This is a genomic window from Nocardia sp. NPDC047654 (assembly GCF_043205035.1).
Taxonomy (GTDB): domain Bacteria; phylum Actinomycetota; class Actinomycetes; order Mycobacteriales; family Mycobacteriaceae; genus Nocardia.
Genome location: NZ_JBIDDF010000001.1, coordinates 1,429,284 through 1,451,122, shown reverse-complemented (window position 1 = coordinate 1,451,122; position 21,839 = coordinate 1,429,284). Strand labels below are relative to the sequence as shown.

The following is a 21,839-nucleotide window of genomic DNA, read 5'->3' as shown; positions in this document are numbered from 1 at the left end:
GGTTCGCGAGATCGCCCGAGTGCGGGGAGTCACCCCTGCTCAGGAGTTGGGCGTGAAGGTGATGTGGAGGTCGGTGAGCCCGCGCAGGATGTAGGTGGGCTCGTAGCTGTAGCGCCGCTCCCCCGCCGGGCCATGGCGTTCCTCGTCGATGGTGATGTCCAGCATCCGGTCCAGGACGCGTTCGATCGACACGCGCCCTTCGACCCGGGCCAGCGGGCCGCCGGGGCAGGAGTGCACCCCGCGCCCGAAGGCCATGTGTTCGCGGAAATTCGGCCGGTCCAAACGGAATTCGTGCGGATTCTCGAACCGCCGCGGGTCCCGGTTGGCCGCGCCGGGGCAGAACATCACCGTCGTGCCCACCGGGATGTCGATATCGCCGATGGTCGTCGCGCGCTTCGCCAGGCGGAAACCGCTCTTGACCGGCGAATCCATGCGCAGCGACTCCTCGATGAACACCGGAATCAGGCTGCGATCCGCGCGCAGCCGCTGCTGCACCTCGGGATGATCGCCCAGCACCCGCAGTGCCGCGCCGAGCAACTTCGCGGTGGTCTCCTGCCCGGCGGCGAACAAGAAGGTCGCCGAGCGCACCACATCGATGACCTCGGGCGTGGAGCCGTCCGGGTACTTCGCCAACGCCAGCGACGTCAGGACGTCGTCACGCGGCTCGCGCCGCCGATCGCTGATGTACGAACCGAATTTCTCGTCCAGCCACTCCAGCGGATTGCTCGACATCACCTCTTTGTCCAGCGCGCCGACCCGCGACCCCGGACGCTCGGCGCCCAAGGCGATGCGGAAGTCCTCGTGGTCCTCCTCTGGCACGCCCAGCATGTCGGCCACGACCAGCAACGAGAACGGCTTGGCGTATTCGGCGAGGAATTCACACCGCCCGCGCTCCAGGAATTCGTCGAGCTGGCGGTCGGCCAACCGCCACATGAAGTCCTCGTTCTCCTTCAGCCGCGCCGGCGTCAGCAACCGGTTCAGCAACGACCGCGCGTAGGTGTGCTGCGGCGGATCCATCGTCACCATGTGCTCGAACATCGGCAACTGGCTGCGGTGCTGTTCGAGCAACTCGGTGAGGTCGTCGCCCTGGACTTCGAACGGCAACGGCGGGAACGGACCTCCCACGGCGATCGCGGAGGAGAAGACCTCCGAGTTCTTCAGCACCTCCGTCGACTCCTCGTATCCGGTCACCGCGTACACCCCGTACCGCGATTCCCGCGTCACCGGGCACTTGGCCCGCAGGTGATCGAAGTACGGATGCGGATCCGGTACGACGGCCGGATCGGTGAAGTAGTCGACCGAATCGAAGTCAGTCATCGAGAGCACTCCTGAGTGATAGAAGCTACTTAGCGAAAGGATAACATTATTCTCTTCTAAGGCGAAGATCATTCTCACGCGGCCGCGAAGAGATCCACTCGCGCGGTGGAGCCGGGATCAGGGCAGGTAGACCCGGCTCGCCAGCCAGCGGCCTCCGACGAGTTCCATGGTCATCTCGACCCGGCTGCGATCCACTCGCGGATCCGCCGAGGCGGAATTGGTCACCGTCTGATCGATGAACAGCAGGACTTCGACTTTCGTCTCCGTCGCCGACTTGACCGCGGCGTCGAGCACCGTTCCCTTACCGGTCGCCTTGTTCTCCAGCAGCAGCTGGCGCAACTGGCCGCTGGAGCGGGTGTACATATCCCGGAACTCGCCCGTCGCGCCGTCCAGTACTGCGGCGAAATCACGGTCGAGGGTGCCCGAGTCCACGCTGGTCAGCGTCATGGCATACGAGCGGGCCGCGGAAAGCCCGGCCGCCGCGGCGGCGTCCACGTCGCGTTCCTTCTTCAGCTGCCAGCCCAGGACCGCCGCCGCCGCTATGGCGGCGACCGCGACGGCCGCGGTGACGGGCAGCAGGGCTCGCCGGATCAGCGGGGTCACGCGCGACAGCAGGAACGGTCGCGCGGCCGCGCTCGGCTGCCGTTCGGCGGCGTCTCCGTCGGCAGACTGCTCGGCCGGGGCCGGATCCGTCACGGCGGCCGTCTTCTCGGCCGCCTCCTCGGCTTCGTCCGGCGCGGTCGACAGTTTCTGCTCGGTCGCTACCGAGGTCGCGGTATCACTGTGGCTCATGATGACTCCTCGCTTGTGGTTGTGTGCACTGTCAGGCCGACCGTGGCTGCGGCCGGTCATCGCCGCGGCGCGGGCGGCGGGGGCGGCAGCGGCGGTCCCGCGAACGTGAGTGGAAGCGACAGCGGCCCGATCGGGGTGGGGGTGGCCTGCTGGTCGGCACGCACGCCCGGCGGCGGGCCGTCCGGGATCTCCTGTCCCACTGGACGTGGCGCATTGCGCGCGCCGCGGATCAACACCGAGGGATCGTGGTCGGGACACGACGTGTACAGATAGGGCTCCGGGAAGTCCGGCAAGGACGGCGGGCGGCGCGGCAGGTCGTAATCACAGCTGCGGCGCGGGTACAGATTCACCAGTCCCCAGACGCCGCCGTCGTGGAACGCCACGCCTATCGCGTCCAGCGTGGAACCGGCGCGCTCGGTCGGGAAGAAGAACTCCTGGAGAGCGGGCACTCGCTTGGATGTCGTGTCCGCCACCACCGCCGAGTTATCCAGCAGCGTGGCGCCCGCGCCCGAATTCTCCGCGAGCACCGCGTCGAGCGCACGCAGGGTTCCCGGTGCGGCGCCGAGCAATTCGGCGTAACCACCGGACTTCTTCTCGACACCGCTCAGCAGGGCATTCGTGTTGCCCGCGAACTCGATCAGACCTGGCCCGAAATCACGCATGGTCGCGAGCACCGACCGGCTGTCCCGCAGCAGGCTCACCGTCTGCGGGAGCACCGAATCCAGTGTGGAGACCAGGAATACGCCGCCGTCGAGGATATCGGCGAGCTTGCCCGGCCCCGCCGGGCTCACGCCGAGTTCGTCCACGATGGCCGCCAGCTGGGCGGGATCCACCTGGGCCAGTGCCGAATCCAGTTCGGAGAGCGTCTTCCACAGCGGCGTCGGCGTCGTGGTGGCCTCGACGGCGATCTCCGCGCCGTCGGTGAGGTACGGCCCGTCGTCGCGGGTGGGGCGGAAGTCCAGGTATTGCTCGCCGGCCAGGGACAGGCTCGCCACGCGCACCTCCCCGTCGGCGGGCACCCGGATGTCCGCGTCCACGGTGGCGACCGCGACCAGCCCGGTGCCGGTCAGCTCCACCGATTCGACCCGGCCGATCGGTACTCCGCGCAAGGTCACCTGCCGACCGGCCAGCAGGCCGCCGGAATCGGCGAGGTGCACCCGCACCGTGATCGTCGCCGCCGTCGGATCCACGCCGAGCGCGCCGAACACCAGATAGCCGACGCCCACCACCAGGGTGACCACCAGTGCGCCCGCGGAAAGGCCCGGGCGCCTGGCTCGTCCCGCACGCACGACGGTCACCAGCACGCGCGCCGGCAGTTCCAGCGCCGCCGCGCGCAGCCGGGTCGGTGTGCTCATCGGCCGGTTCCCGTCACCCGTTGCTGGAGCTTCAGCAGTGTGTAGGTGAGGCTGCCCACGAACGCTTCCCAATCCCGCGCGTCCGGCAGGCGGCTGGCCGGATCACCGGGATGGTTCGGGTCCGGCAGGACACCGAGCGCCAGATCCCGCATGTCGGCGTCGACGCTCGCCGAGGTGCTGCTGGTCACGGCGATGACCGGTCCGAGCATCGCGTTCATCGCCGCCACGCTCGCGTTCGGGTCGGTCGCGGCGGCGTTGAGTTCCGCGGCGATCCTGTTGATGTCGGCGACCATGCCGGTGGTGGCGGCGCCGTTCAGCCCGGGCAACTTCTCCAGCAGCCCGCTGATCTGATCCACTCGCCGGACCAGTGCCAGCGCTTGCCGCGCGTTGTCCTGCAGCGTGGTCAGGGCGGGGCCCGCCGCGAAGACCACGTCGTCGATGGTGCGACGCTGGGCGTGCACCCGCCGGGTGAGCTCGTCGATCTGAGCGAGAGTGGTGCGGATGTCCTCCGAGCGGGCGGCCAGTGCTCGCACCACTCGGGTGGACTGCTCGATCAAGGCGCCGACCCGCTCGCCGCGGTCGCCGACCGCTTGCCCGAGTCCGTTGACGAGAGTGGTGAGATTGCGGATCGCGCCACCGTTCACCAGCAGCGCGGCGGTGGTCAGCAACTCCTCGATGGTCGCGGCGGCAGCCGTGGCATCCCGGGCGATGCTGTCCCCGTCACGCAGGGCGGGGGTCGCGGGTGTGGTGTCCGGCGGCGGCGTCAGCGAGACGAAGACATCGCCCAGGGGGGTGGCGGTGCGCAGCTCCGCGCGCGTCCCGAGCGGCAGGACCACGCCTTGGTCGATGCCCATCGTGACGACGGCGGTGAAGTCGCGCACCGCCATGCCGGTCACCTCGCCGACGTCTGCCCCGGAGAGCCGGACTTTCGCCTTGGCGGGCAGGTTCAGCGCGTTGGCGAAGTCGGCGTGGACGGTGTACTTCGCGCCGCCGACGCCGGGCGCGGGCAACGGGAGGTCCTCCAGCCCCACCGAGCACGCCGTCGTCGTCGCCAGGACCGCGCCGAGTGTCGCGGCGCGCATCCCGAGTCTCCAGTTCGTCATCGCGGCAACCTCGACATCGCGTCGAGCATGTCGGTGATCCCGAAGTCCGGGCCGAAGTCCTGCAAAGTTCCGGTCGCACAGCCGAGTTGGCGCAAGCCCAAGATGTTGCACACCTCTTTGACGAGTTGACCGTCGAAGAACACCTTGTCCAGCAGCGCGTGCACCCGCACCCCGCGATACGGGAAATCGACCGCGTTGTACGCGTTGTTCAGCAGCAGCGGCGTCACATCGATGAACTCGGCCAGCTCACGCCGGTAGTCGGCGAGCGCGCGCGTCACGGTGTTCGCGTCGGCCACCGTGGACCGGATGCTGTCCGCGTTGTGTGTGAGCAGATCGTTCGCTTGCAGCAGGATCTGGTTGATCTGCGCGCCCGTATCCCCCGCGCCGATGTTCAGATCGGCCAGCGCATCGCCCAATTGTGCGGTGGCGCCACCGAATTCACGGATCACACGTTCGTTGTCGGCGGCGGCGCGCGCCAGGACGGCCAGTTGGTCCACGATCCTGGTGATCGCGTCGCGGACCTCCGCGCCGCCGTCGTCACCCAGGCGCACCGCATCGGCCAGTTCGTCCATGGTCCGGCGCAGTTGCGGGCCGCTGCCGGTGGTGATCGCCGCGGATACGCCCAGCAGCTCGGCGATCGGACCGTCGCCGGGACGTGCGCCCTGCAATTGGCCGCCCATTCGGTCGGCGGCCCCCAGCAGGCGGTCGAACTCGACCGGCGTCCTGGTGTGATCGAGTCCGATCCGAGCGCCGTCGGCCAGGGTGGGTCCGCCCTGGTAGGCCGGCGTGAACTCGACGTGGCGGTCGGTGAGCACCGAGGTCGACAACGTGACGGCCTTCGCGTCGGCCGGGATGTCGACGTCGGCGTCGATCCGCATGGTCACTTCGACGTGCGAGCCGTGCGGCCGCACCGCGGTCACCTCACCGACCGGCATGCCGAGTACGGCCACCGCGTTGCCGACGTACAGGCCCGCCCCGTTGTCGAACGCGGCGGTCACGGTCGTGCTGGTGTCGCCCACCGCGTCACCGGCACATCCGGCCAACGCGCCGACCAGCAGCACCGAGCCGAACCGGACCAAGACTGATAGCGCTCTCATCGGCAGTCCTCGAAATAGGGCGGGAGGTCGATTCCGGGGGCACGGCTGCTGATGGCGCACATCCAGGAGTCGATCAGCGGGCCTGCCGGCGCGGTGAAGTCGACTTCGTTCGCGGTGCCGGAGGCGTTGGCGAAGTTGCGCACCGGGACGGGCAGGATTTCCAAGGTGCTCCGCAGCAGTTGGTCGTTGCGGGCCAAGCTGCCCAGCAGTCCGTTCAAGCCGGTGATCAATTCCTCGAGCTTCGGCCGGTCGTCGACGACCAGCACGCGCAGCTGGTCGGCGAGGCGGCGGGTCCCGTCCATCAGCCGCTCGATCGCGTCGCGGCGGGCGACGATCTCGCCGAGCAGGTCGCGGCCCTGCGCCGTGATCGCGGCCAGGTCGGCGCGCTGCTCGGTGACCACCGTGGTCAACCGCTGCGTCCCCGCCAGCAGCGCGCCCAGCTCGCCGCGGCGATCGCCGATGATCGTGGCCAGCGCACGCATGTTCTCCAAAAGTCCGGGCAGCACCGCGGGCACCCCGTCCAACTGGGTGGCGAGACTGTCGAGCGACTTGCTGATCTGCTGCGCGTCGATCTGCTCGAAGGTGACCGTGGCGTTCTCCAGAGCCTGCTGCAGGTCGTAGGGAACAGCGGTGTGGCGCAGCGCTATCCGTCGTCCGGGCAGTACGCCCTGCCCGGCGGGCCGCAGCTCCACGTAACGGGCGCCGAGCAAGGTGGTCAGCTTGATCGCGGCGCCGGTCTCCACCCCGAGCGCCACGTTCTCGTCGACTGCCACCGTGACCACCACGTGGTCGCCGGCCAGTCGTTGCGCCTCGACGATCCCGACCGGCACACCGGCGATGGTGACCGAGTCGCCTGGGCGGATGCCCGCCGCCTGGGCGAATTCCACCTCGTAGGAGACCCGGCCGACGCCGAGCGCGTTGAACCCCAGCGCGGCGGCCAGGACGGCCAGCAGCACCGCGAGCGCCAGCAGGCCGAGCACGCTGCGCCGGTGCGACTCGATCGGCTGCCGTAACGTCCGAATGGTTTGTGCGGCGAACTCTTTCGATTTCATACTTTCACCTGCAGATCGGTGATTGCTGGGGTTGCCCGGTCGCTGACGCGAGCCCCACGATCGTGGGCACGAGCGTGGCGAGGCTCGGGATCAGGTCGACGCCGAAGTTGCACAGATAGGTGTCGAGATAAGCGCCTTCTTGGCTCACCCTGGCCAGGCCCTTCATCAGGGCGGGCAGGTTGAAGCCCAGGTAGGCGAAGGTTTCCTTGTTGTCCATGAAGTGCCGGGTGAAACCCGGTTCGCGATAGAGCATTTCGTCGAGTTCCGGTTGCATGCCCGCGACCACGCCCGCCATCCGATCGGTCACGGTCGCCGCGGTGCTCAGCGTGCCGAGCAGTTCGTCGCGGTGCAGTGCCAGGCCGTCGATGACCGCGCGCGATCGCGTGATGAGCGCACTCACCTCACCGCTGTGCACCGCGAGATCACCCACCACCTGGTTCAGGTTGGTGATGACCGCGCCCAGTACCTGATCCGGTCCGGCGAGCGACCGAGCCAGTGTCGAGACTTGCTCGATCAGCAGCACCACCGACGTGTTGTCCCCCTGCAACGCCCGGATCAGGGCACCGGTCACATTGTCGACCTGGGCGGGGTCGAGTCCGCCGAACAGCGGCTCGAATCCGTTGAGCAGCGCGGAGATGTCGAAGGAGGGTTCGGTGTGCTCGAGCTGGATCTCCCCGCCCGGCCGCAGCGGAGACGGGTCACCGAAATCGGCGGGCGAGAGGCCGAGGTACCGCTGGCCGATGACGTTCTGGTAGGTGATCGACGCCTTGGTGTTGCCGGACAGCCTCTGGGCGTCCTCGACCCGGAACCGCACCCGGGCTCGCGTGCCGTCCAGCTCGATCTTGTCGACGCGACCGACCCTGACCCCGGCCATGCGGACGTCGTCGCCCACCCGTAAGCCGCTGACGTCGCTGAACACCGCCGAGTACGGATTGGTCCCGCCGTCGATTCCGCGGTCCAACGTCACGAAGGTGACCCACAGCAGTGCGACGGCGGCGGCCACGAAAAGGCTGACGCCGATCAGGGAGCGGCGATAGCTCATCGGGCACCTCCGCCGGGGAAGGGACCGTCACCCAGCAACGGCGCGAGCAGTGATTCCGCGCCGTCGGCTTCTCCGCTCAGGACGCGGCGGATCAGCTCCTGCAGGTCCGGCGGCAGATCCGGTGGGGACGGGTAGGTGCGCGGATCCATGGCCGGTGGCAGTTCCTGGGTGGGGACGGCGGTGGGGGCGGTGCTGCAACTGGCTCCGGCCAGTTCGCCGTAGCGAGGGCAGTCGGCCCTGGTGTAGGGCGTGTGGGGGGTGAACCGGAACTGGAACTTGCCGCGCCCGCGCGGGCTGTCCTGGTTCCAGAACTCGGTGAACCACAGGTCGGACAGCTTCTTGATCCGGACCACGATCGGCCCGAAAGCCGGTGAGCCGTCGGCGAAGACGTCGAGCACCGGACCCATCTGATTCGCCACGGTGACGATCTGATCGGTGCGCCGGTCCAGCGTGTCACCGACCGAGGACAGGGTCGTGCCACCTGCCGACAGCAGCCCGACGAGTTGCTGATTCTGCTCGGCGAAGGTTCGCATGGGCAGGACAGCGTGGTGCAGCGCGTCCAGCAGATCGGGCGCGGAGGCGTTCAGGGCGCGCACGGCGCCGGCCAGCACGGTCAGCGTCGGCGGCCCGCCGTCCGCGGTGAGCAGCGCGTCGAATTCCCCGGTGATGCGCTCGAGTTGCGCGCCGGCCGCGACGATGTCGGCGCCACGGCGGTCGGTCGCCGTCGCCACCGCGGCCAGCACGCCCACGGTGTTGCTCGCGCCGATCCGCGCCGCGCTCGCGATGATCTCGCGCAGTTTGGTGAGGGCGGTCTGCAACTGCACCGTCGACAGACTGCGATCCTGGCGGATTTCGGCATGCGGGGGCAGCGCGGAGCCGGGACCGTTGTCCACCAACTGGACCGACGACACGGCGAAGACATTGCTCGGGACCACCCGCGCGGTCACCGTTCGCGGGATCCCGGCCGCGGCGGCGGGATTCAGCAGCAGCCGCACCCGGTTGGGACCGCCGGCGGCCGGCGCGACCTCGGCCACGGTGCCGACCAGCATGCCGCGGAACTTCACGTCCGACCGGGCGGGCAGCCCGTCGCCGAGTTGTTCCAGCAGGGCGGTCACTTCCACCTTGTCGTCGAAGCGGCCGGTGGACTTCATCAGCAGCACCGTCACGACCGCCACGGTGACCGCGACGAGGATCAGCCCGCGCACGAGCAGCGAGATCACCGAGGGGCCGCGCCCGTCTTTCTCGAACAGGATCGACATGGTCATCCTCCGAGCCTCGCGCTGGCACCGATGCCCCAGAGCGCAACGGTGAGTAGCAGATTGACGACGATCATCAGCGAGATCGCCGCGCGCATCGCCCGCCCGGCGGCGATGCCGACTCCTTGCGGGCCACCGGCGGCGTAGAAGCCGTAGTAGCACTGGACGGTCGAGGTGAGGATCACGAAGACGACCGCCTTGAGCAAGGAGTAGACGATGTCCGGTCCGTTGAGCACCAGTTGGAAGTAGTGCTCGTAGGTCCCCGCGGACAGTCCTCCGGACAGCCCGACCACCACGCGCACCGCGAGATAATTCACCGCGAGGCACACCACATACAGCGGGATCATCGCGAGTACCGAGGCCAGGATCCGGGTGCTGACCAGGTACGGGATCGAGCGAATGCCCATCGACTCCATCGCCTCGATCTCCTCGGCGATGCCCATGGCGCCCAACTGCGCGGTGAACCGGCAACCCGCCTGGGCCGCGAACGCCAGCGAGGCCATGATCGGAGCCAGTTCCCGCGTGGAGGCGGTCGAGGCGATCAACCCGACCGTCGGCTCCATTCCGAGCAGATGCAAGGCGTTGTAGCCTTCCAGGCCCACGATGGCCCCACCGGCGGCGCCCAGCACGATGATGACGCCTGCCGTGCCGCCACCGACGACGATCGAACCGTTGCCCCACGTGACATCGGAGAGGATGCGCACGAACTCGGTTCGGTAGTGGCGCAACATGACCGGTATCGAGAACAGTGCCCGCAGGAAGAACGTCATCATGTGCCCGAGCCGCATGACAGCGGTACCCAGCCGAGCGAGCCCGCGCAGCGCGACGCGGGTCCCCGGCGGGCGGTACGGCGCGGCCATCACAACCCCTGCCGGGGCAGCAGGATCATCGACAGCTGGGTGACGCCGACGTTCACGGTCATCAACAGCAGGATCGAGGCCACCACGGTCGAGTTGACCGAGTTGGCCACCCCGGCGGGGCCGCCCTTGGTGGACAGTCCCTTCTCGCACGCGACGACGGCCACGATGGCGCCGTAGACGACGGCTTTCAACAGTGTCAGCACCAGGTCGCTGACCGTCGCGAACGACGCGAAGGTGGTCACGAAACTACCGGGCGCCCCGCTCTGGACGAAGACGTTGAACAGGTATCCGGCCAGGAAGCCGACGAAGCAGACGACACCGGTCAGCGACACGCCGACGACCACCGCGGCGGCCAGGCGCGGTACCACCAGCCGCCGCACCACCGACACCCCCATCACCTCCATGGCGTCCAGTTCGTCCCGGATCTTCCGGGAGCCGAGATCAGCGCAGATCGCCGAGCCGACGGCGGCGGCCATGAGCAGCGCGGCCACCATCGGCGCCCCTTGCCGGATGACCGCCAGGCCGCTCGCTGCCCCCGCCAGCGAGGTGGCGCCGACCTGCCCGGCCAGAAGGCCGAACTGGATCGACAGCGTCACCCCGATCGGCAACGACACGAAGATCGTCGGCAGCACGGCCGCCGAGGCCATGAACGCGGCTTGCCGGACGAACTCGGCGAACGCGAACCGTCCCGTCACGATGTCCACGCACAGGTATTGCAGTGCGCGCACGCCCAGGACGAACTGGCCGCCGACGGTTTCCAGGGCGGTGACGGGATGACGGCGCAGATAGCCCCGGAACCACGCGGTGATCTCCCGGATCGCCGACGAGGCGCCGCTGTAGGCGGCCGCACGCGTGTTCTCGCGCGCGTCGGTCTCGCGGGAAATCATCATCGATCTCGAAACTCTTCGGGCCGGCATCCGTGGACGAGCGCGCGAGAACGATGCGGAACAGGTTTATTCCACGCGAGCTCCCCGCACTGCGGTACGAGGAATGGCCGGACATTCGAACGGTCCAGTGACTGCCACGCTTCCGGAGCGACGAGAATATGTTCCCGGGATGTCGGCTCAGCTGTCCGACTCGAATTTCGCCCCGAGCTCACTCCGGCGACGAAGCGTCACATCGCTATTGTGCGTGCAGTTACATCACGAGTCAATAGCGGGGGGAACCGCCTGGGCGATTCGATCGAGCACGAAAAACCGATTACCGGCAGGAAGATGAAACACGAATAGAGTGGCGGAGCGTCCCCACCACCCGAATCGTCGAAGTTCCCCGGAAACGGCACTTTGTTTCCGAAATGAAATTGTTTTACTCGAGTCGACACGCGACGATATGCGCGCATGCCACGGAATGGCGCCCCGATCGACCTGCCGCTCACCGTGGCCCTGTCACGAGCCTCCTGACTACCTGCGTCCACAGTCTCGCACCACCCGGCATCAGGACACCGCAGCGGATCGACCGGCGCGGATCCCAGTGCCGAGCGGGTGCTCAGCACCCTGCTGTGCACATGCATAGCACGACGGGGGACAATGCGTCAATAGAACCGACTCCCGGTACTACGATACGAATTGATCCGATGACCGAATATTCCCGAAGGAGGCCGGTGGATGCCATCGTCCCGCAGGATCGGAGCACCCGACGCCAAGAATCGCGGCGTCCTGATCGACGCCGCCGAACAGCTGCTGCTGGAAGAGGGATGGGCGGCGGTGACCTCCCGCCGGGTGGCCGAGCGCGCCGGACTCAAACCGCAACTGGTGCACTACTACTTCCGATCCATGGACGAACTGCTGCTCGAAATCTTCAGGCGCCGCGCGGAGCAAGGACTCGAACTCCAGGCAGAGATGATGAAAACGGAAAAACCACTGCGCGCGCTGTGGGATTTCAGCACCGACGCGACGGCGGTGCGCTTCACCATGGAATTCGTCGGACTGTCCAATCATCGGCCCGCGATACGAGAGGCGGTGGCCGGCTACGCGGAGCGATTCCGGAGCATCCAGACCGAGGTTTTGCAGCGAATTCTGAACGAATACGAATTCGATACCACTCGCTTTCCGCCCGCGGCCATGGCGGTGCTGATGACGAGCGTTTCCCGCGTGGTCGTGCTGGAGCGGGCACTCGGCATGTCCGGCGGTCACGCCGAAGCCTTCGAGCTGGTCGAGCGTGAGATCGACAGGCTGGAGGGCAAGCGCGGCGATGCCGGGCCGGATACTGCCTGACCGGCGGCGATCGGCCGGGTTCAGCGCGCCGGAACCAGATCCACCTCGCAGCGGTAGGCCGGCGGCCGGAGTTCACCGGTCCGGAACGCCTCGCTCGCGCCAACGGCCTCGGCGGGCAGCCCCGCCGCGGTGAGAGCGCACGACTTGAAAGCCCGCGCCGCCACACTCATCCGATGCTGCACGTGATCGACCCGGTGCTCCAGTTCGGCGGGCAAATCCACGCCCCACAACGCGACTTCGGTGAGGCCGCGATCGAGGCAGTCGAGCACCCCGGCGCGCACCCGGCCGTCGGACCGGTAGGTCTGCGCGGCCACGGCGACGGCCGTCGGCCAGGTGTCGTGCACCGGCGTGGTCAGCGACTGTTCCAGGTCGAGCACCGTGGCGCCGAGAATCCGCAGCGGACGCACGTTCGCATGGTCGGCGACCAGAACTGTCACCTCCCACCCGGCGGTGGTGCGGTCGAACAGCCAGCCGCCCGCGTGACGGATCACCTCGGTCGCACTCGGCGCCACGACCGCCAAGCGGTAGCGCAGCGGATGCCGCCGCGCATGGGCTCGCCAGCGTGCGACGGAGTGGAGTTCCCGAACACCTCGGTCGATGGAATCGACGGATCGTCTGACCATGGTTACCCATCCCGTAATCGAACGTGCAGTTCAGGGCAGGTCCGACCGCGAAACTCGCGCGAGCACACGCGGTCTCGCCGACACTGGAATCGGCGAAGCCGTGCTCGGCGGCGCCGCACGTCGAGCCGAACGGTCGAAGCCGGAGCGGACGGCACGCCAGGACTGATGACGGAGCTCGTCCCGCTCCACCGGAAACCTACCGAACACACCGTAAATCGGTTCTTCCCACCGTGATAATGACCTTCCGAATTTGCATTATGTGATTTACATCACATCTGCGACCGGAGTAGCTCCCGCCTGCCCGCCACCCACCGGCGCGTGACTTGAAATCACCTGGCGCGATTCATCACTCGATCGGCAGCGCGCCAGTGTTCGTCGGCCACCCAGAGCCGGGCGAACTCCATGACAGCCTCCTCCGCGGGGACACCGCCGATCACCCGTTTGATCGCGGCGGCCGGCGCGCTCGCCAAGGACAGGGCCACGGCCCGCCAGCCCTTGTCGAATTCGGCACGCGGCAGCACCTTGTCCACCAAGCCGACTCGTTCGGCGGACGCCGCGTCGAGGATGGTGCCCGAACCGGCGAGCAGCAGCGCCCGCCCCGGCCCGACCAGCCGGGTCAGCCGCTCGGCGCCACCCCACGCGGGCATGATCGCCAGCGACACCTGGTTGAACCCGATCTTGATGTCGTCGGCCGCGATCCGGATGTCCGCGGCCACCGCTACCTCGGCGCCGCCCCCGAGCGCGTGCCCGTTGAGTGCGGCGATCACCGGGCCGGGGAACGCGGCCAGCCGGTCGCAGATGCCGCGCATCCGCCGGGCCATCGCCGCGGCCTGCTCTTCGGTTCGCAGCGCGGCGAGTTCCTTCAGATCCCCGCCGGAGACGAAAGCGCGATCCCCCGCCCCGGTGATGACCAGTGCGCGGGCGTCGGCGGCGGCGTCGATCGCCTTCTCCAGTTCGTCCATCGTTCCGGGCGCGATGGCGTTGCGCGCGTGCGGGCGATTGATGGTGACGACCGCCAATCCCGCGTCCAGCTCGAACTCGACCATTGCTTGTTCTCCTATAGGGAAATGTGATTCTCTTGCCGAGAGAACTATAGACGTCCTCGCGCGGCGCTCCGCCACGAGACAGGAGTTCGACGATGCGCAAGATCCCCCTCGACCTGGTCCATCGCTACCAGGAGGAGGGTTGGTGGACCTCCGAGACGATCGGTGACCTCTTGACAGGCGGACTGGCCGCCGCGCCCGGCACCGCGTTTCGCATCCACTCCGCGGTGCGGCCGTGGTCGGGGACGTTCGGCGATGTCGAGCAGATCGCCCGCAGGCTGGCCGCCGGGTTGCGCCGCCGCGGCGTAGGTCCCGGCGACGTGGTCGCCTTCCAGCTACCGAACTGGATGGAGGCGGCGGCGGTGTTCTGGGCGTCGGCCTTCCTCGGCACGACGGTGGTGCCGATCGTGCACTTCTACGGACGCAGGGAAGTCGGCTACATCCTGGCGACGGTCCGGCCGAAAGTCTTCGTGACCACCGATCGGTTCGGCAACACCGCGTTCGATCCCGGCCTGCGCGACACGGTCCCGATCGTCGGCGTGGTGGGCGAGGATTTCGAGGAGCTGCTCGACCCGGCGCCGATGCCGGGGACCCTTCCGGCCGACCCCTCGGGGCCCGCGCTGATCGCGTTCACCTCCGGCACCACCCGCGCCCCGAAAGGCGTGGTGCACAGCCACCGGACGCTGGGCCACGAGACCAGGCAACTGGCCGGGATGTACCCGGCCGACCGTGGCGACCAGCTCACCGGGGCGCCGGTCGGCCACTTCATCGGCATGGTGAACGCCTTCCTCATCCCGGTGCTCGACCGGGTGCCGATCAACCTGATCGATGTCTGGGATCCGGGCAGAGTGCTCGAGTTGATGCGCACCGAACACCTCACGGTGGGCGGCGGCGTGCCCTACTACGTCACCAGCCTGCTCGAGCATCCGGACTACACGCCCGAGCATCTGCCCCAGCTGCGCTACGCGGGGCTGGGCGGCGCGGCGGTGCCCGCCGCGATCACCACCCGTCTGGCGCGGACCGGCATCACCGTGTACCGCTCCTACGGCAGCACCGAACACCCATCGATCACCGGATCGCACCCGACCGCCCCCGAGGCAAAGCGGCTGTTCACCGACGGCGCCCCGCTGGCGGGCGCGGAGGTGCGACTGGCCGAGGACGGCGAAATCCTCAGCCGCGGACCGGATCTGTGCCTCGGCTACACCGATCCGGAGCTCACCGCGGCGGCCTTCGACGACGACGGCTGGTACCACACCGGCGACATCGGCGTGCTGGACGCGGACGGTTACCTGACGATCACCGACCGCAAGTCCGACATGATCATCCGCGGCGGCGAGAACATCAGCGCGCTCGAGGTCGAAGAGGTGCTGCTGACCCTGCCCGGCGTGACCGAGGCGGTGGCGGTCGCCGTGCCCGACGCCCGGCTCGGCGAGCGCACCGCCGCGGTGTTGCGCCTGCGGCCGGGGCAGGCCGCGCCGCACCTCGACGAACTGCGTGCGCATTTCGGCGGCGCCGGGCTGGCCAAGCAGAAGTGGCCGGAGGAAGTGCACGTCGTCGACGACTTCCCCCGTACCGCGAGCGGAAAGATCCAGAAGTTCGTGGTCCGCGCGAATCTGGCGGCCGCCCGGTCGAGGGCGTTGCGGTACAACCCTGAAGAGAATAACATTCTCTCTAATCGAAAAGGAGGCTTCCATGACTGAAGTCGAGCTGCCCTACCAGCTCTTCGACGCCGACAACCACCTGTACGAGACCAAAGACGCCCTCACCAGGTACCTGCCCAAGGAGTACGAGGGCACCATTCAGTACGTCGAGATCAAGGGCCGCACCAAGATCGCGGTGCTCGGCCAGATCAGCGAGTACATCCCCAATCCCACCTTCGACGTCGTGGCCCGGCCCGGCGCCATGGAGGAGTACTTCAAGCACGGCAACCCCGAGGGCAAGAGCAGGCGCGAGATCTTCGGTGAGCCGATGCGCGCGATCGAGGCCTTCCGCGATCCGGTGGAGCGCCTGAAGGTCATGGACGCGCTGCAATTGCAGCGCGCGCTGATGTTCCCGACCCTGGCCAGCCTGGTCGAGGAGCGGATGCGCCACCATCCGGACCTGATCCACGCGGTGATCCACTCACTGAACCAGTGGATGCTCGAAACCTGGGGCCAGGACGGCAATTACGTGCACTCCGGCCGCATCTTCACCGTCCCGGTGGTCAGTCTGCCGATCGTCGAGAAGGCGATCGCGGAACTGGACTGGGTCGTCGAGCACGGCGCCAAGGCGATCCTGGTGCGCCCGGCCCCGGTACCCGGCCTGCGCGGCATGCGGTCGTTCGCGCTGCCCGAGTTCGACCCGTTCTGGAAGCGGGTCGTCGAGCACGACGTGCTGGTCACCATGCACTCCTCGGACAGCGGCTATTCGCGCTTCGATGCCGAGTGGGATGGCAACAGCCTGGAGATGCTGCCGTTCAAGACCAACACCTTCGCGATGACCAACCAGTGGCGGCCGGTCACCGACGCCGTCGCGTCCTGGGTCTGCCACGGCGCGCTGAACCGCTTCCCGGAACTGAAGGTCGCCGTCATCGAGAACGGCTCCTCTTGGCTGGAGCCGCTGCTGCAACAGCTGTCGGACGTCTACAAGAAGGCGCCGGAGGGCTTCGGCTTCCAGGATCCGGTGGAGACCCTGAAGCGCAGCCTCTATGTCAGCCCGTTCTGGGAGGAGGACCTGCAAAGGCTGTCGAACACGATCGGCGCCGATCACGTGCTCTTCGGCTCCGATTGGCCGCACCCGGAGGGCCTGGCCGAGCCGGCGCGCTACATCAACGAGATCAAGGACATGCCGCTGGAGGATCAGGCGAAGATCATGGGCGGCAACCTGGCCCGGCTGCTGAAGGTATGACCTGGCAGACCCTCCCCGAGCTGGTCCTCGACGCGGGGGACCGCTTCGGCGACGCCGAAGCGGTCGTCGACGGGGACCTGCGGTGGAGCTTCACCGAACTCGCCGAGCGGGTGCGCCGGGCCGCGGGCGCCTTCGCCGCGGCGGGGATCGAGAAAGGCGACCGCGCGGCGATCTGGGCGCCGAACTCGGCGGAATGGATCGTCGCCGCGTTCGGCCTGCTCACCGCCGGCGGCGTCGTGGTGCCGGTGAGCACGCGTCTCAAGGCCGCGGAGGCGGGCGACATCATCCGCCGCAGCGGGGCCAAGGCGGTGCTGGTCCAGCAGGGGTTCCTCGGCGCCGACTACACCGGCGCCACCGATGTGCCCGTGATCGATGTGAAGTCGGATTTCCTGGACAGGGGCGCACCGTTCGAGCGGAACGTCGCCGGCACCGACATCGCCGACGTCGTCTACACCTCCGGCACCACCGGGCGTCCCAAGGGAGTGATGATGAATCACGCCCAGACGTTGCGCCTGTACGCGGAGTGGTGCGATCTTGCCGATCTGCGGGAAGGCGACCGCTATCTCATCGTCAACCCGTTCTTCCACACCTTCGGATACAAAGCGGGTCTGGTGGCTTCGCTCATCCGCGGCGCGACGATCCTTCCGGTGCCGGTGTTCGACGTCGATCGGGTGCTGGAATTGGTGGCCCGGGAGCGGATCACGATGCTGCCCGGGCCGCCGACCCTCTACCACTCCCTGCTGGAGGCCGCGGGCGAGCATGATCTGTCCTCGCTGCGCGCGGCCGTCACCGGGGCGGCCGACATTCCGGTCGAACTCATCCGCCGGGTGCGCGAGGAACTCCCGTTCCAGTCGATCATGACCGGATACGGGCTGACCGAGGCGGGCACCGCGACCGCCTCCAGGCCCGGGGACACCTTCGAGCAGATCGCGACGACGGTCGGGAAGCCCTGCGACGGCGTGCGGATCCGCATCGCCGAAGACGACGAGATCCTCGTCCGCGGTTACAGCGTGATGCAGGGCTACCTGGACGATCCGGAGGCGACGGCCGAGGCGATCGACGCCGAGGGCTGGTTGCACACCGGCGATCTGGGCAGCCTCGACACCGACGGCAGGTTGCGCATCGTCGGCCGCAAGAAGGACATGTTCATCGTCGGTGGGTTCAACGCCTACCCCGCCGAGATCGAGGGATTCCTGCTGGAACATCCCGCGGTCGCGCAGGCCGCCGTCGTCGGCGTGCCGGACGAACGGCTCGGGCAGGTCGGCCGAGCCTTCGTGGTGACGAGAAACCCCGTCACCGAGGACGAGTTGATCGCCTGGAGCCGGGACCGGATGGCGGGCTACAAGGTTCCGCGCTCGGTGCGTTTCCTGCGCGCCCTGCCGCTGAACGCGACCGGCAAGGTGATGAAGGACCAACTGCGGTAGCAGCTGACCCGGCGGCCTGCGCGCCGGATATCGTGCAGGCGCCGACCGCAGAGAGGATCCCGCATGACCGAGTTCCATGATTTCGACGCCCTGCGCGCCGCGGTGGGCTCCGTGCTCGGGCCCGGCGAGTGGCTCGAGATCGACCAGCGGCGCATCGACCTGTTCGCTGAGGCCACCGGCGACCACCAATGGATTCACGTCGATCCCGGCCGCGCCGCGGACGGCCCGTACGGGGCCACCATCGCCCACGGGTTCCTCACCCTCGCGCTGCTCGCGCCGATCAGCCAGCAGCTGATGTCGGTGCGCTCGGCCCGGATGGCGATCAACTACGGGCTGAACAAGGTGCGCTTCATCAGCCCGGTCCGGGTCGGCAGCCGGGTGCGCGGCACCGTCACACTCACCGCCGTCACCGATGTGCCCGGCGGGGTGCAGGCCGAGCGCACCGTGACGATCATCGCCGAGGGCGCGAACAAGCCGGCCTGCGTCGCCGAGCACCTGGTCCGGTACCTGGCCTGAGCGGCCCATGCTGATTCGTAACGCCACGCTGTCCGGCAGCCCGCACACCGACCTGCGCTGGCGCGGTGGGCGCATCGTCGAGTGCGGCACCGGATTGCGGCCGCTGCCCGGCGAGGACGATCTGGATGCCCGCGGCGGCTGGTTGCTGCCCGGACTGCACGATCATCACCTCCATCTGCGGGCGCTCGCCGCGCAGGCCGGGTCGGTGCCGGTCGGCCCGCCGCAGGTCCGGGATGCCGCCGCGTTCGCCGCGGCGCTGAGCCGGGCGGACGCCGAACTACCGGCGGGACAGTGGATTCGCGGCGTCGGCTACCACGACAGCGTCGGGGGGCCGCTCGACCGGACGGTGCTCGACCGCCTGGTCCCGGATCGGCCGGTGCGCATCCAGCATCGATCCGGCGCGCTCTGGGTGCTGAACTCCCGCGGCTGCCGGGAGACCGGGGCGCACGGCTGCGCGCTGCCGGGGGTGGAGCGCGACCGGCGGGGCGAGGCGAACGGGCGCCTGTGGCGACTGGATTCCTGGCTCGGCGCGCGGGTCCCGCCCACCTCCGCCGATCCCGCGCTGATCAGCGCTCAGGCCGCGGCCGCGGGCGTCACCGGTTATACCGATGCCACTCCGGGACTGTCGCAGGAGGACGTCACCGCCTTGGCCGAGGCGGTGGCGGCCGGAGCGATCCGGCAGCGGGTGCACTGCATGGCACCGCCCGGCGTGACCGATCCCGGGCAGCAGCGATTCTCGCTGGGACCTACCAAGATCCTGCTCGACGACACCGCACTCCCCTCGTTGCCGGAATTCGTAGCGCGCATCCGGGCAGCACACGAGGCCGGCAGGCCCGTCGCGGTGCACTGCGTGACCCGAGTGCAGCTGATCTTGACCATCGCCGCCCTCGACGAGGCGGGACTGCTCGCCGGGGACCGGATCGAGCACGGCGCCATGGTGCCCGCCGATCTCATGGAATGGTTGCGCCGCAAGCGCGTTCCGGTGGTGACGCAACCGCATTTCCCGGTCGAGCGCGCCGAGCAATACGCCCGCGAGGTGGCGGCCGAGGACCGATGCGACCTGTGGCGGCTGGGCTCCCTGCTGACCGCCGGGGTCCCGGTGGCGGCCGGAACCGACGCCCCGTTCGGTGACGCCGACCCGTGGCGGGTGGTGCGCGCCGCCGTCGAACGCGAGCCCGCCGAGCGGATCTCGCTGCCCGCCGCGCTCGCCTTGTTCTCCGGGCATCCCGCGCGGCCCACCGTGCCGCGCGCCGTCGCCGCCGGGGAGGTCGCGGATCTGACCCTGCTGCGCGTGCCGCCGCGGGAGATCGGTGTGCCGGACCGGGAACTCGTCGCGGCCACCGTTGTGGACGGCACAGCGGTGTATGTGGCGATCGGTTAGCCGCTTCAGCGGTACCGGGGTCACCGTGCCGATGCCCCGGCTGTCCTCCGATCCGCGTGAAAACATAATTCTCACCCGTGGATAATGCACTCCCCAGCGTACGTAGCCCGGCGATGGTCGACGAAACACCGGGATAACGTCCCCACCCTGTCGACCCGGCCCAACCCGAGGTGTATCGTCTACTAGAGCTACGAGAGTGACATTCTCTTTTTAGAAGATTTATCGTCTCGCACTGCCGGAGCGCAGCGCGCGAACAGCGAGGAGTCACGTGAACATCGATGACATGATCCTGGTGAGCATCGACGACCATGTGGTCGAGCCGCTCGAGATGTTCGACAACCACGTTCCGAAGAAGTGGGCCGAATTCGCCCCGAAGGTCGTCGTCGACGAGAACGGCATCGACCGGTGGGTGTACCGGGACCGGCCCACCGGCGTGGCCGGTCTGAACGCCGTCGTCACCTGGCCTGCCGAGGAGTGGGGCAGAGACCCGGCCGGATACGCCGAGATGCGGCCCGCGGTCTACGACGTGCACGACCGTGTGCGCGACATGGACGCCAACGGCGTCCTCGCCTCCATGTGTTTCCCCACGTTCACCGGCTTCAGCGCCGGTCACCTCAGCCGCGGCGGACAGGACGAGATCACCGTCGCGATGATCTCGGCGTACAACGACTGGCACATCGAGGACTGGGCTGGCGCCTACCCGGGCCGGTTCATCCCGATCGGCATCCTGCCCATGTGGGATCCGGCGCTGGCGGTGGCCGAGATCGAGCGGCTGGCGGCGAGGGGCTGCCACTCGGTGACGATGCCGGAGCTGCCGCACATCGACGGCCTGCCCAGCTACCACGATCTCGACTACTGGGCGCCGGTGTTCCAGGCGCTGTCGGACCACGAGACGGTGATGAACCTGCACATCGGCCAAGGCTTCGGCGTGCTGCGGCTGGCGCAGGACGCCCCCATCGACAACCTGATGGTGCTGGCGCCGAGCATCTCGCTGATCGCCGCCCAGGATCTGTTGTGGGGCCCCGCCTTCCGCAGCTATCCGAAACTGAAGGTCGCGCTGTCCGAAGGCGGCGTCGGCTGGATCCCGTTCTTCCTGGACCGCTCCGACCGGCATTACACCAACCAGCGCTGGCTGCGCCGCGACTTCGGCGGCAAGCTGCCCAGCGAGGTGTTCCGGGAGCACGTGCTCGCCTGCTACGTGACCGACAAGACCGCGCTGAAGTTCCGCCACGACATCGGCATCGACAACATCGCCTGGGAATGCGACTACCCGCACTCGGACTCGATCTGGCCGGACGCTCCCGAGTTCGTGCTGGGTGAACTGCGGGCCGCGGGCGCCGACGACACCGACATCCACAAGATCACCTGGCAGAACGCCACCCGTCACTTCAACTGGGATCCGTTCGCGCACATCCCGAGGGAGCGGGCGACCGTGGGGGCGTTGCGGGCGAACGCGACCGACGTCGACACCTCGACCAGGTCGCGCAAGGAATACGCCGCGGCCTATGCCCAGCGCGCGAGCTGAGGCGGCGGAGTGCGGCTGCTGGTCTTCTCCACTCCGCGGGACGGAATGGACGCCGAATACGACGAGTGGTACGCCGGGACGCACATCCCCCAGATGCTCGCCGTCCCCGGCGTCCTCTCCTGCACTCGCCACCGCTTGATTCGTGGCGACGCCGGTGAGGCCCGCTACCTAGCCGTGTACGACATCGACGGCGATGTCCGCACCGTGCTGGCCGAACTCGGCGAGCGCGCCGCCGACGGACGCATGGCGCTCACTCCGGCGGCCGACCCCGCCCGGACGAGAATCACCGTCTGGGAACAGATCTGAGCGGCGACAGCCCCGGTGCACGACGGTCGAGACCGTCCGCACCGGGGC

Annotated in this window: 20 protein-coding genes; 8 read left to right on the top strand and 12 right to left on the bottom strand. The window is 68.5% G+C overall.

All coding sequences use genetic code 11. The features are described 5' to 3' along the window. Window positions 1-39: 39 nt before the first annotated feature. From ACGF7Y_RS06830 to ACGF7Y_RS06785, 10 genes are all read right to left on the bottom strand, one after another. Window positions 40-1,317 (bottom strand): cytochrome P450, encoded by a 1,278-nt coding sequence (locus tag ACGF7Y_RS06830; RefSeq protein ID WP_393230084.1) that lies wholly within the window; start codon window positions 1,315-1,317, stop codon window positions 40-42. Between the two features lie 117 nt (window positions 1,318-1,434). Continuing rightward, entirely contained in the window at window positions 1,435-2,109 is a 675-nt protein-coding gene (locus ACGF7Y_RS06825) for a hypothetical protein (protein WP_393230081.1), read from the bottom strand. A gap of 56 nt (window positions 2,110-2,165) precedes the next feature. Beyond that, window positions 2,166-3,464 (bottom strand): MlaD family protein, encoded by a 1,299-nt coding sequence (locus ACGF7Y_RS06820; RefSeq protein WP_393230078.1) that lies wholly within the window; start codon window positions 3,462-3,464, stop codon window positions 2,166-2,168. After that, window positions 3,461-4,567 carry an MlaD family protein gene (locus ACGF7Y_RS06815; protein WP_393230076.1) on the bottom strand — a complete coding sequence of 369 codons (1,107 nt, stop codon included), beginning with the start codon at window positions 4,565-4,567 and terminating at the stop codon, window positions 3,461-3,463. The genes ACGF7Y_RS06820 and ACGF7Y_RS06815 overlap by 4 nt, the downstream gene beginning before the upstream one ends. Further along, on the bottom strand, window positions 4,564-5,664 hold the full coding sequence (locus ACGF7Y_RS06810) for an MCE family protein (protein ID WP_393230073.1): 1,101 nt from the start codon (window positions 5,662-5,664) through the stop codon (window positions 4,564-4,566). The genes ACGF7Y_RS06815 and ACGF7Y_RS06810 overlap by 4 nt, the downstream gene beginning before the upstream one ends. Further along, complete coding sequence (locus tag ACGF7Y_RS06805) at window positions 5,661-6,716, bottom strand: MCE family protein (RefSeq protein WP_393230070.1); 1,056 nt, start codon at window positions 6,714-6,716, stop codon at window positions 5,661-5,663. Before ACGF7Y_RS06805 ends, ACGF7Y_RS06810 begins: the two co-directional genes overlap by 4 nt. 4 nt (window positions 6,717-6,720) lie before the next feature. Further along, window positions 6,721-7,758, bottom strand: coding sequence for an MlaD family protein (locus ACGF7Y_RS06800; protein WP_393230067.1), 1,038 nt, complete (start codon window positions 7,756-7,758; stop codon window positions 6,721-6,723). Further along, window positions 7,755-9,023, bottom strand: a complete 1,269-nt coding sequence (locus tag ACGF7Y_RS06795; protein ID WP_393230064.1) for an MlaD family protein — start codon at window positions 9,021-9,023, stop codon at window positions 7,755-7,757. The genes ACGF7Y_RS06800 and ACGF7Y_RS06795 overlap by 4 nt, the downstream gene beginning before the upstream one ends. After that, on the bottom strand, window positions 9,020-9,874 hold the full coding sequence (locus ACGF7Y_RS06790) for an ABC transporter permease (RefSeq protein WP_393230061.1): 855 nt from the start codon (window positions 9,872-9,874) through the stop codon (window positions 9,020-9,022). The genes ACGF7Y_RS06795 and ACGF7Y_RS06790 overlap by 4 nt, the downstream gene beginning before the upstream one ends. Continuing rightward, window positions 9,874-10,764, bottom strand: coding sequence for an MlaE family ABC transporter permease (locus ACGF7Y_RS06785; protein ID WP_393230058.1), 891 nt, complete (start codon window positions 10,762-10,764; stop codon window positions 9,874-9,876). The genes ACGF7Y_RS06790 and ACGF7Y_RS06785 overlap by 1 nt, the downstream gene beginning before the upstream one ends. Window positions 10,765-11,478: 714 nt before the next feature. On the opposite strand from ACGF7Y_RS06785, the gene ACGF7Y_RS06780 reads away from it, so the two are divergent. Next, the gene (locus ACGF7Y_RS06780) at window positions 11,479-12,087 is read left to right on the top strand and encodes a TetR/AcrR family transcriptional regulator (RefSeq protein WP_393230055.1); all 609 of its coding nucleotides are present in this window, start codon (window positions 11,479-11,481) and stop codon (window positions 12,085-12,087) included. 20 nt (window positions 12,088-12,107) lie between these two features. On the opposite strand, the gene ACGF7Y_RS06775 is transcribed toward ACGF7Y_RS06780, so the two are convergent. Together ACGF7Y_RS06775 and ACGF7Y_RS06770 are read right to left on the bottom strand one after the other, a co-directional pair. Continuing rightward, complete coding sequence (locus ACGF7Y_RS06775; protein ID WP_393230052.1) at window positions 12,108-12,710, bottom strand: hypothetical protein; 603 nt, start codon at window positions 12,708-12,710, stop codon at window positions 12,108-12,110. A 329-nt stretch (window positions 12,711-13,039) separates the two neighbouring features. Beyond that, window positions 13,040-13,756 carry an enoyl-CoA hydratase/isomerase family protein gene (locus ACGF7Y_RS06770; RefSeq protein ID WP_393230050.1) on the bottom strand — a complete coding sequence of 239 codons (717 nt, stop codon included), beginning with the start codon at window positions 13,754-13,756 and terminating at the stop codon, window positions 13,040-13,042. 92 nt (window positions 13,757-13,848) lie between these two features. Between ACGF7Y_RS06770 and ACGF7Y_RS06765 the strand changes: the two genes are divergently transcribed. From ACGF7Y_RS06765 to ACGF7Y_RS06735, 7 genes are all read left to right on the top strand, one after another. Then, complete coding sequence (locus ACGF7Y_RS06765; protein ID WP_393230048.1) at window positions 13,849-15,453, top strand: AMP-binding protein; 1,605 nt, start codon at window positions 13,849-13,851, stop codon at window positions 15,451-15,453. Continuing rightward, complete coding sequence (locus ACGF7Y_RS06760) at window positions 15,446-16,639, top strand: amidohydrolase family protein (protein WP_393230045.1); 1,194 nt, start codon at window positions 15,446-15,448, stop codon at window positions 16,637-16,639. Before ACGF7Y_RS06765 ends, ACGF7Y_RS06760 begins: the two co-directional genes overlap by 8 nt. Then, window positions 16,636-18,063 (top strand): FadD3 family acyl-CoA ligase, encoded by a 1,428-nt coding sequence (locus ACGF7Y_RS06755; protein ID WP_393230042.1) that lies wholly within the window; start codon window positions 16,636-16,638, stop codon window positions 18,061-18,063. Before ACGF7Y_RS06760 ends, ACGF7Y_RS06755 begins: the two co-directional genes overlap by 4 nt. Before the next feature lie 63 nt (window positions 18,064-18,126). Further along, window positions 18,127-18,579: a MaoC family dehydratase gene (locus tag ACGF7Y_RS06750; protein ID WP_393230039.1), complete on the top strand. Its 453-nt coding sequence runs from the start codon at window positions 18,127-18,129 to the stop codon at window positions 18,577-18,579. A 7-nt stretch (window positions 18,580-18,586) separates the two neighbouring features. After that, window positions 18,587-19,960, top strand: coding sequence for an amidohydrolase family protein (locus tag ACGF7Y_RS06745; protein ID WP_393230036.1), 1,374 nt, complete (start codon window positions 18,587-18,589; stop codon window positions 19,958-19,960). 268 nt (window positions 19,961-20,228) lie between these two features. Next, window positions 20,229-21,485 carry an amidohydrolase family protein gene (locus ACGF7Y_RS06740; RefSeq protein WP_393230034.1) on the top strand — a complete coding sequence of 419 codons (1,257 nt, stop codon included), beginning with the start codon at window positions 20,229-20,231 and terminating at the stop codon, window positions 21,483-21,485. Window positions 21,486-21,494: 9 nt separating this feature from the next. After that, the gene (locus tag ACGF7Y_RS06735; RefSeq protein WP_393230031.1) at window positions 21,495-21,791 is read left to right on the top strand and encodes a hypothetical protein; all 297 of its coding nucleotides are present in this window, start codon (window positions 21,495-21,497) and stop codon (window positions 21,789-21,791) included. The last annotated feature ends 48 nt before the right edge of the window (window positions 21,792-21,839 follow it).

What these genes read in the sequence shown, in the direction of transcription:
- ACGF7Y_RS06775 (WP_393230052.1), bottom strand. Translation starts at nt 12,710, where the DNA reads ATGGTCAGACGATCCGTCGATTCCATCGACCGAGGTGTTCGGGAACTC.
- ACGF7Y_RS06760 (WP_393230045.1), top strand. Translation starts at nt 15,446, where the DNA reads ATGACTGAAGTCGAGCTGCCCTACCAGCTCTTCGACGCCGACAACCAC.
- ACGF7Y_RS06820 (WP_393230078.1), bottom strand. Translation starts at nt 3,464, where the DNA reads ATGAGCACACCGACCCGGCTGCGCGCGGCGGCGCTGGAACTGCCGGCG.
- ACGF7Y_RS06765 (WP_393230048.1), top strand. Translation starts at nt 13,849, where the DNA reads ATGCGCAAGATCCCCCTCGACCTGGTCCATCGCTACCAGGAGGAGGGT.
- ACGF7Y_RS06755 (WP_393230042.1), top strand. Translation starts at nt 16,636, where the DNA reads ATGACCTGGCAGACCCTCCCCGAGCTGGTCCTCGACGCGGGGGACCGC.
- ACGF7Y_RS06830 (WP_393230084.1), bottom strand. Translation starts at nt 1,317, where the DNA reads ATGACTGACTTCGATTCGGTCGACTACTTCACCGATCCGGCCGTCGTA.
- ACGF7Y_RS06800 (WP_393230067.1), bottom strand. Translation starts at nt 7,758, where the DNA reads ATGAGCTATCGCCGCTCCCTGATCGGCGTCAGCCTTTTCGTGGCCGCC.
- ACGF7Y_RS06795 (WP_393230064.1), bottom strand. Translation starts at nt 9,023, where the DNA reads ATGACCATGTCGATCCTGTTCGAGAAAGACGGGCGCGGCCCCTCGGTG.
- ACGF7Y_RS06805 (WP_393230070.1), bottom strand. Translation starts at nt 6,716, where the DNA reads ATGAAATCGAAAGAGTTCGCCGCACAAACCATTCGGACGTTACGGCAG.
- ACGF7Y_RS06790 (WP_393230061.1), bottom strand. Translation starts at nt 9,874, where the DNA reads ATGGCCGCGCCGTACCGCCCGCCGGGGACCCGCGTCGCGCTGCGCGGG.
- ACGF7Y_RS06825 (WP_393230081.1), bottom strand. Translation starts at nt 2,109, where the DNA reads ATGAGCCACAGTGATACCGCGACCTCGGTAGCGACCGAGCAGAAACTG.
- ACGF7Y_RS06750 (WP_393230039.1), top strand. Translation starts at nt 18,127, where the DNA reads ATGACCGAGTTCCATGATTTCGACGCCCTGCGCGCCGCGGTGGGCTCC.
- ACGF7Y_RS06770 (WP_393230050.1), bottom strand. Translation starts at nt 13,756, where the DNA reads ATGGTCGAGTTCGAGCTGGACGCGGGATTGGCGGTCGTCACCATCAAT.
- ACGF7Y_RS06815 (WP_393230076.1), bottom strand. Translation starts at nt 4,567, where the DNA reads ATGACGAACTGGAGACTCGGGATGCGCGCCGCGACACTCGGCGCGGTC.
- ACGF7Y_RS06745 (WP_393230036.1), top strand. Translation starts at nt 18,587, where the DNA reads ATGCTGATTCGTAACGCCACGCTGTCCGGCAGCCCGCACACCGACCTG.
- ACGF7Y_RS06785 (WP_393230058.1), bottom strand. Translation starts at nt 10,764, where the DNA reads ATGATGATTTCCCGCGAGACCGACGCGCGCGAGAACACGCGTGCGGCC.
- ACGF7Y_RS06780 (WP_393230055.1), top strand. Translation starts at nt 11,479, where the DNA reads ATGCCATCGTCCCGCAGGATCGGAGCACCCGACGCCAAGAATCGCGGC.
- ACGF7Y_RS06810 (WP_393230073.1), bottom strand. Translation starts at nt 5,664, where the DNA reads ATGAGAGCGCTATCAGTCTTGGTCCGGTTCGGCTCGGTGCTGCTGGTC.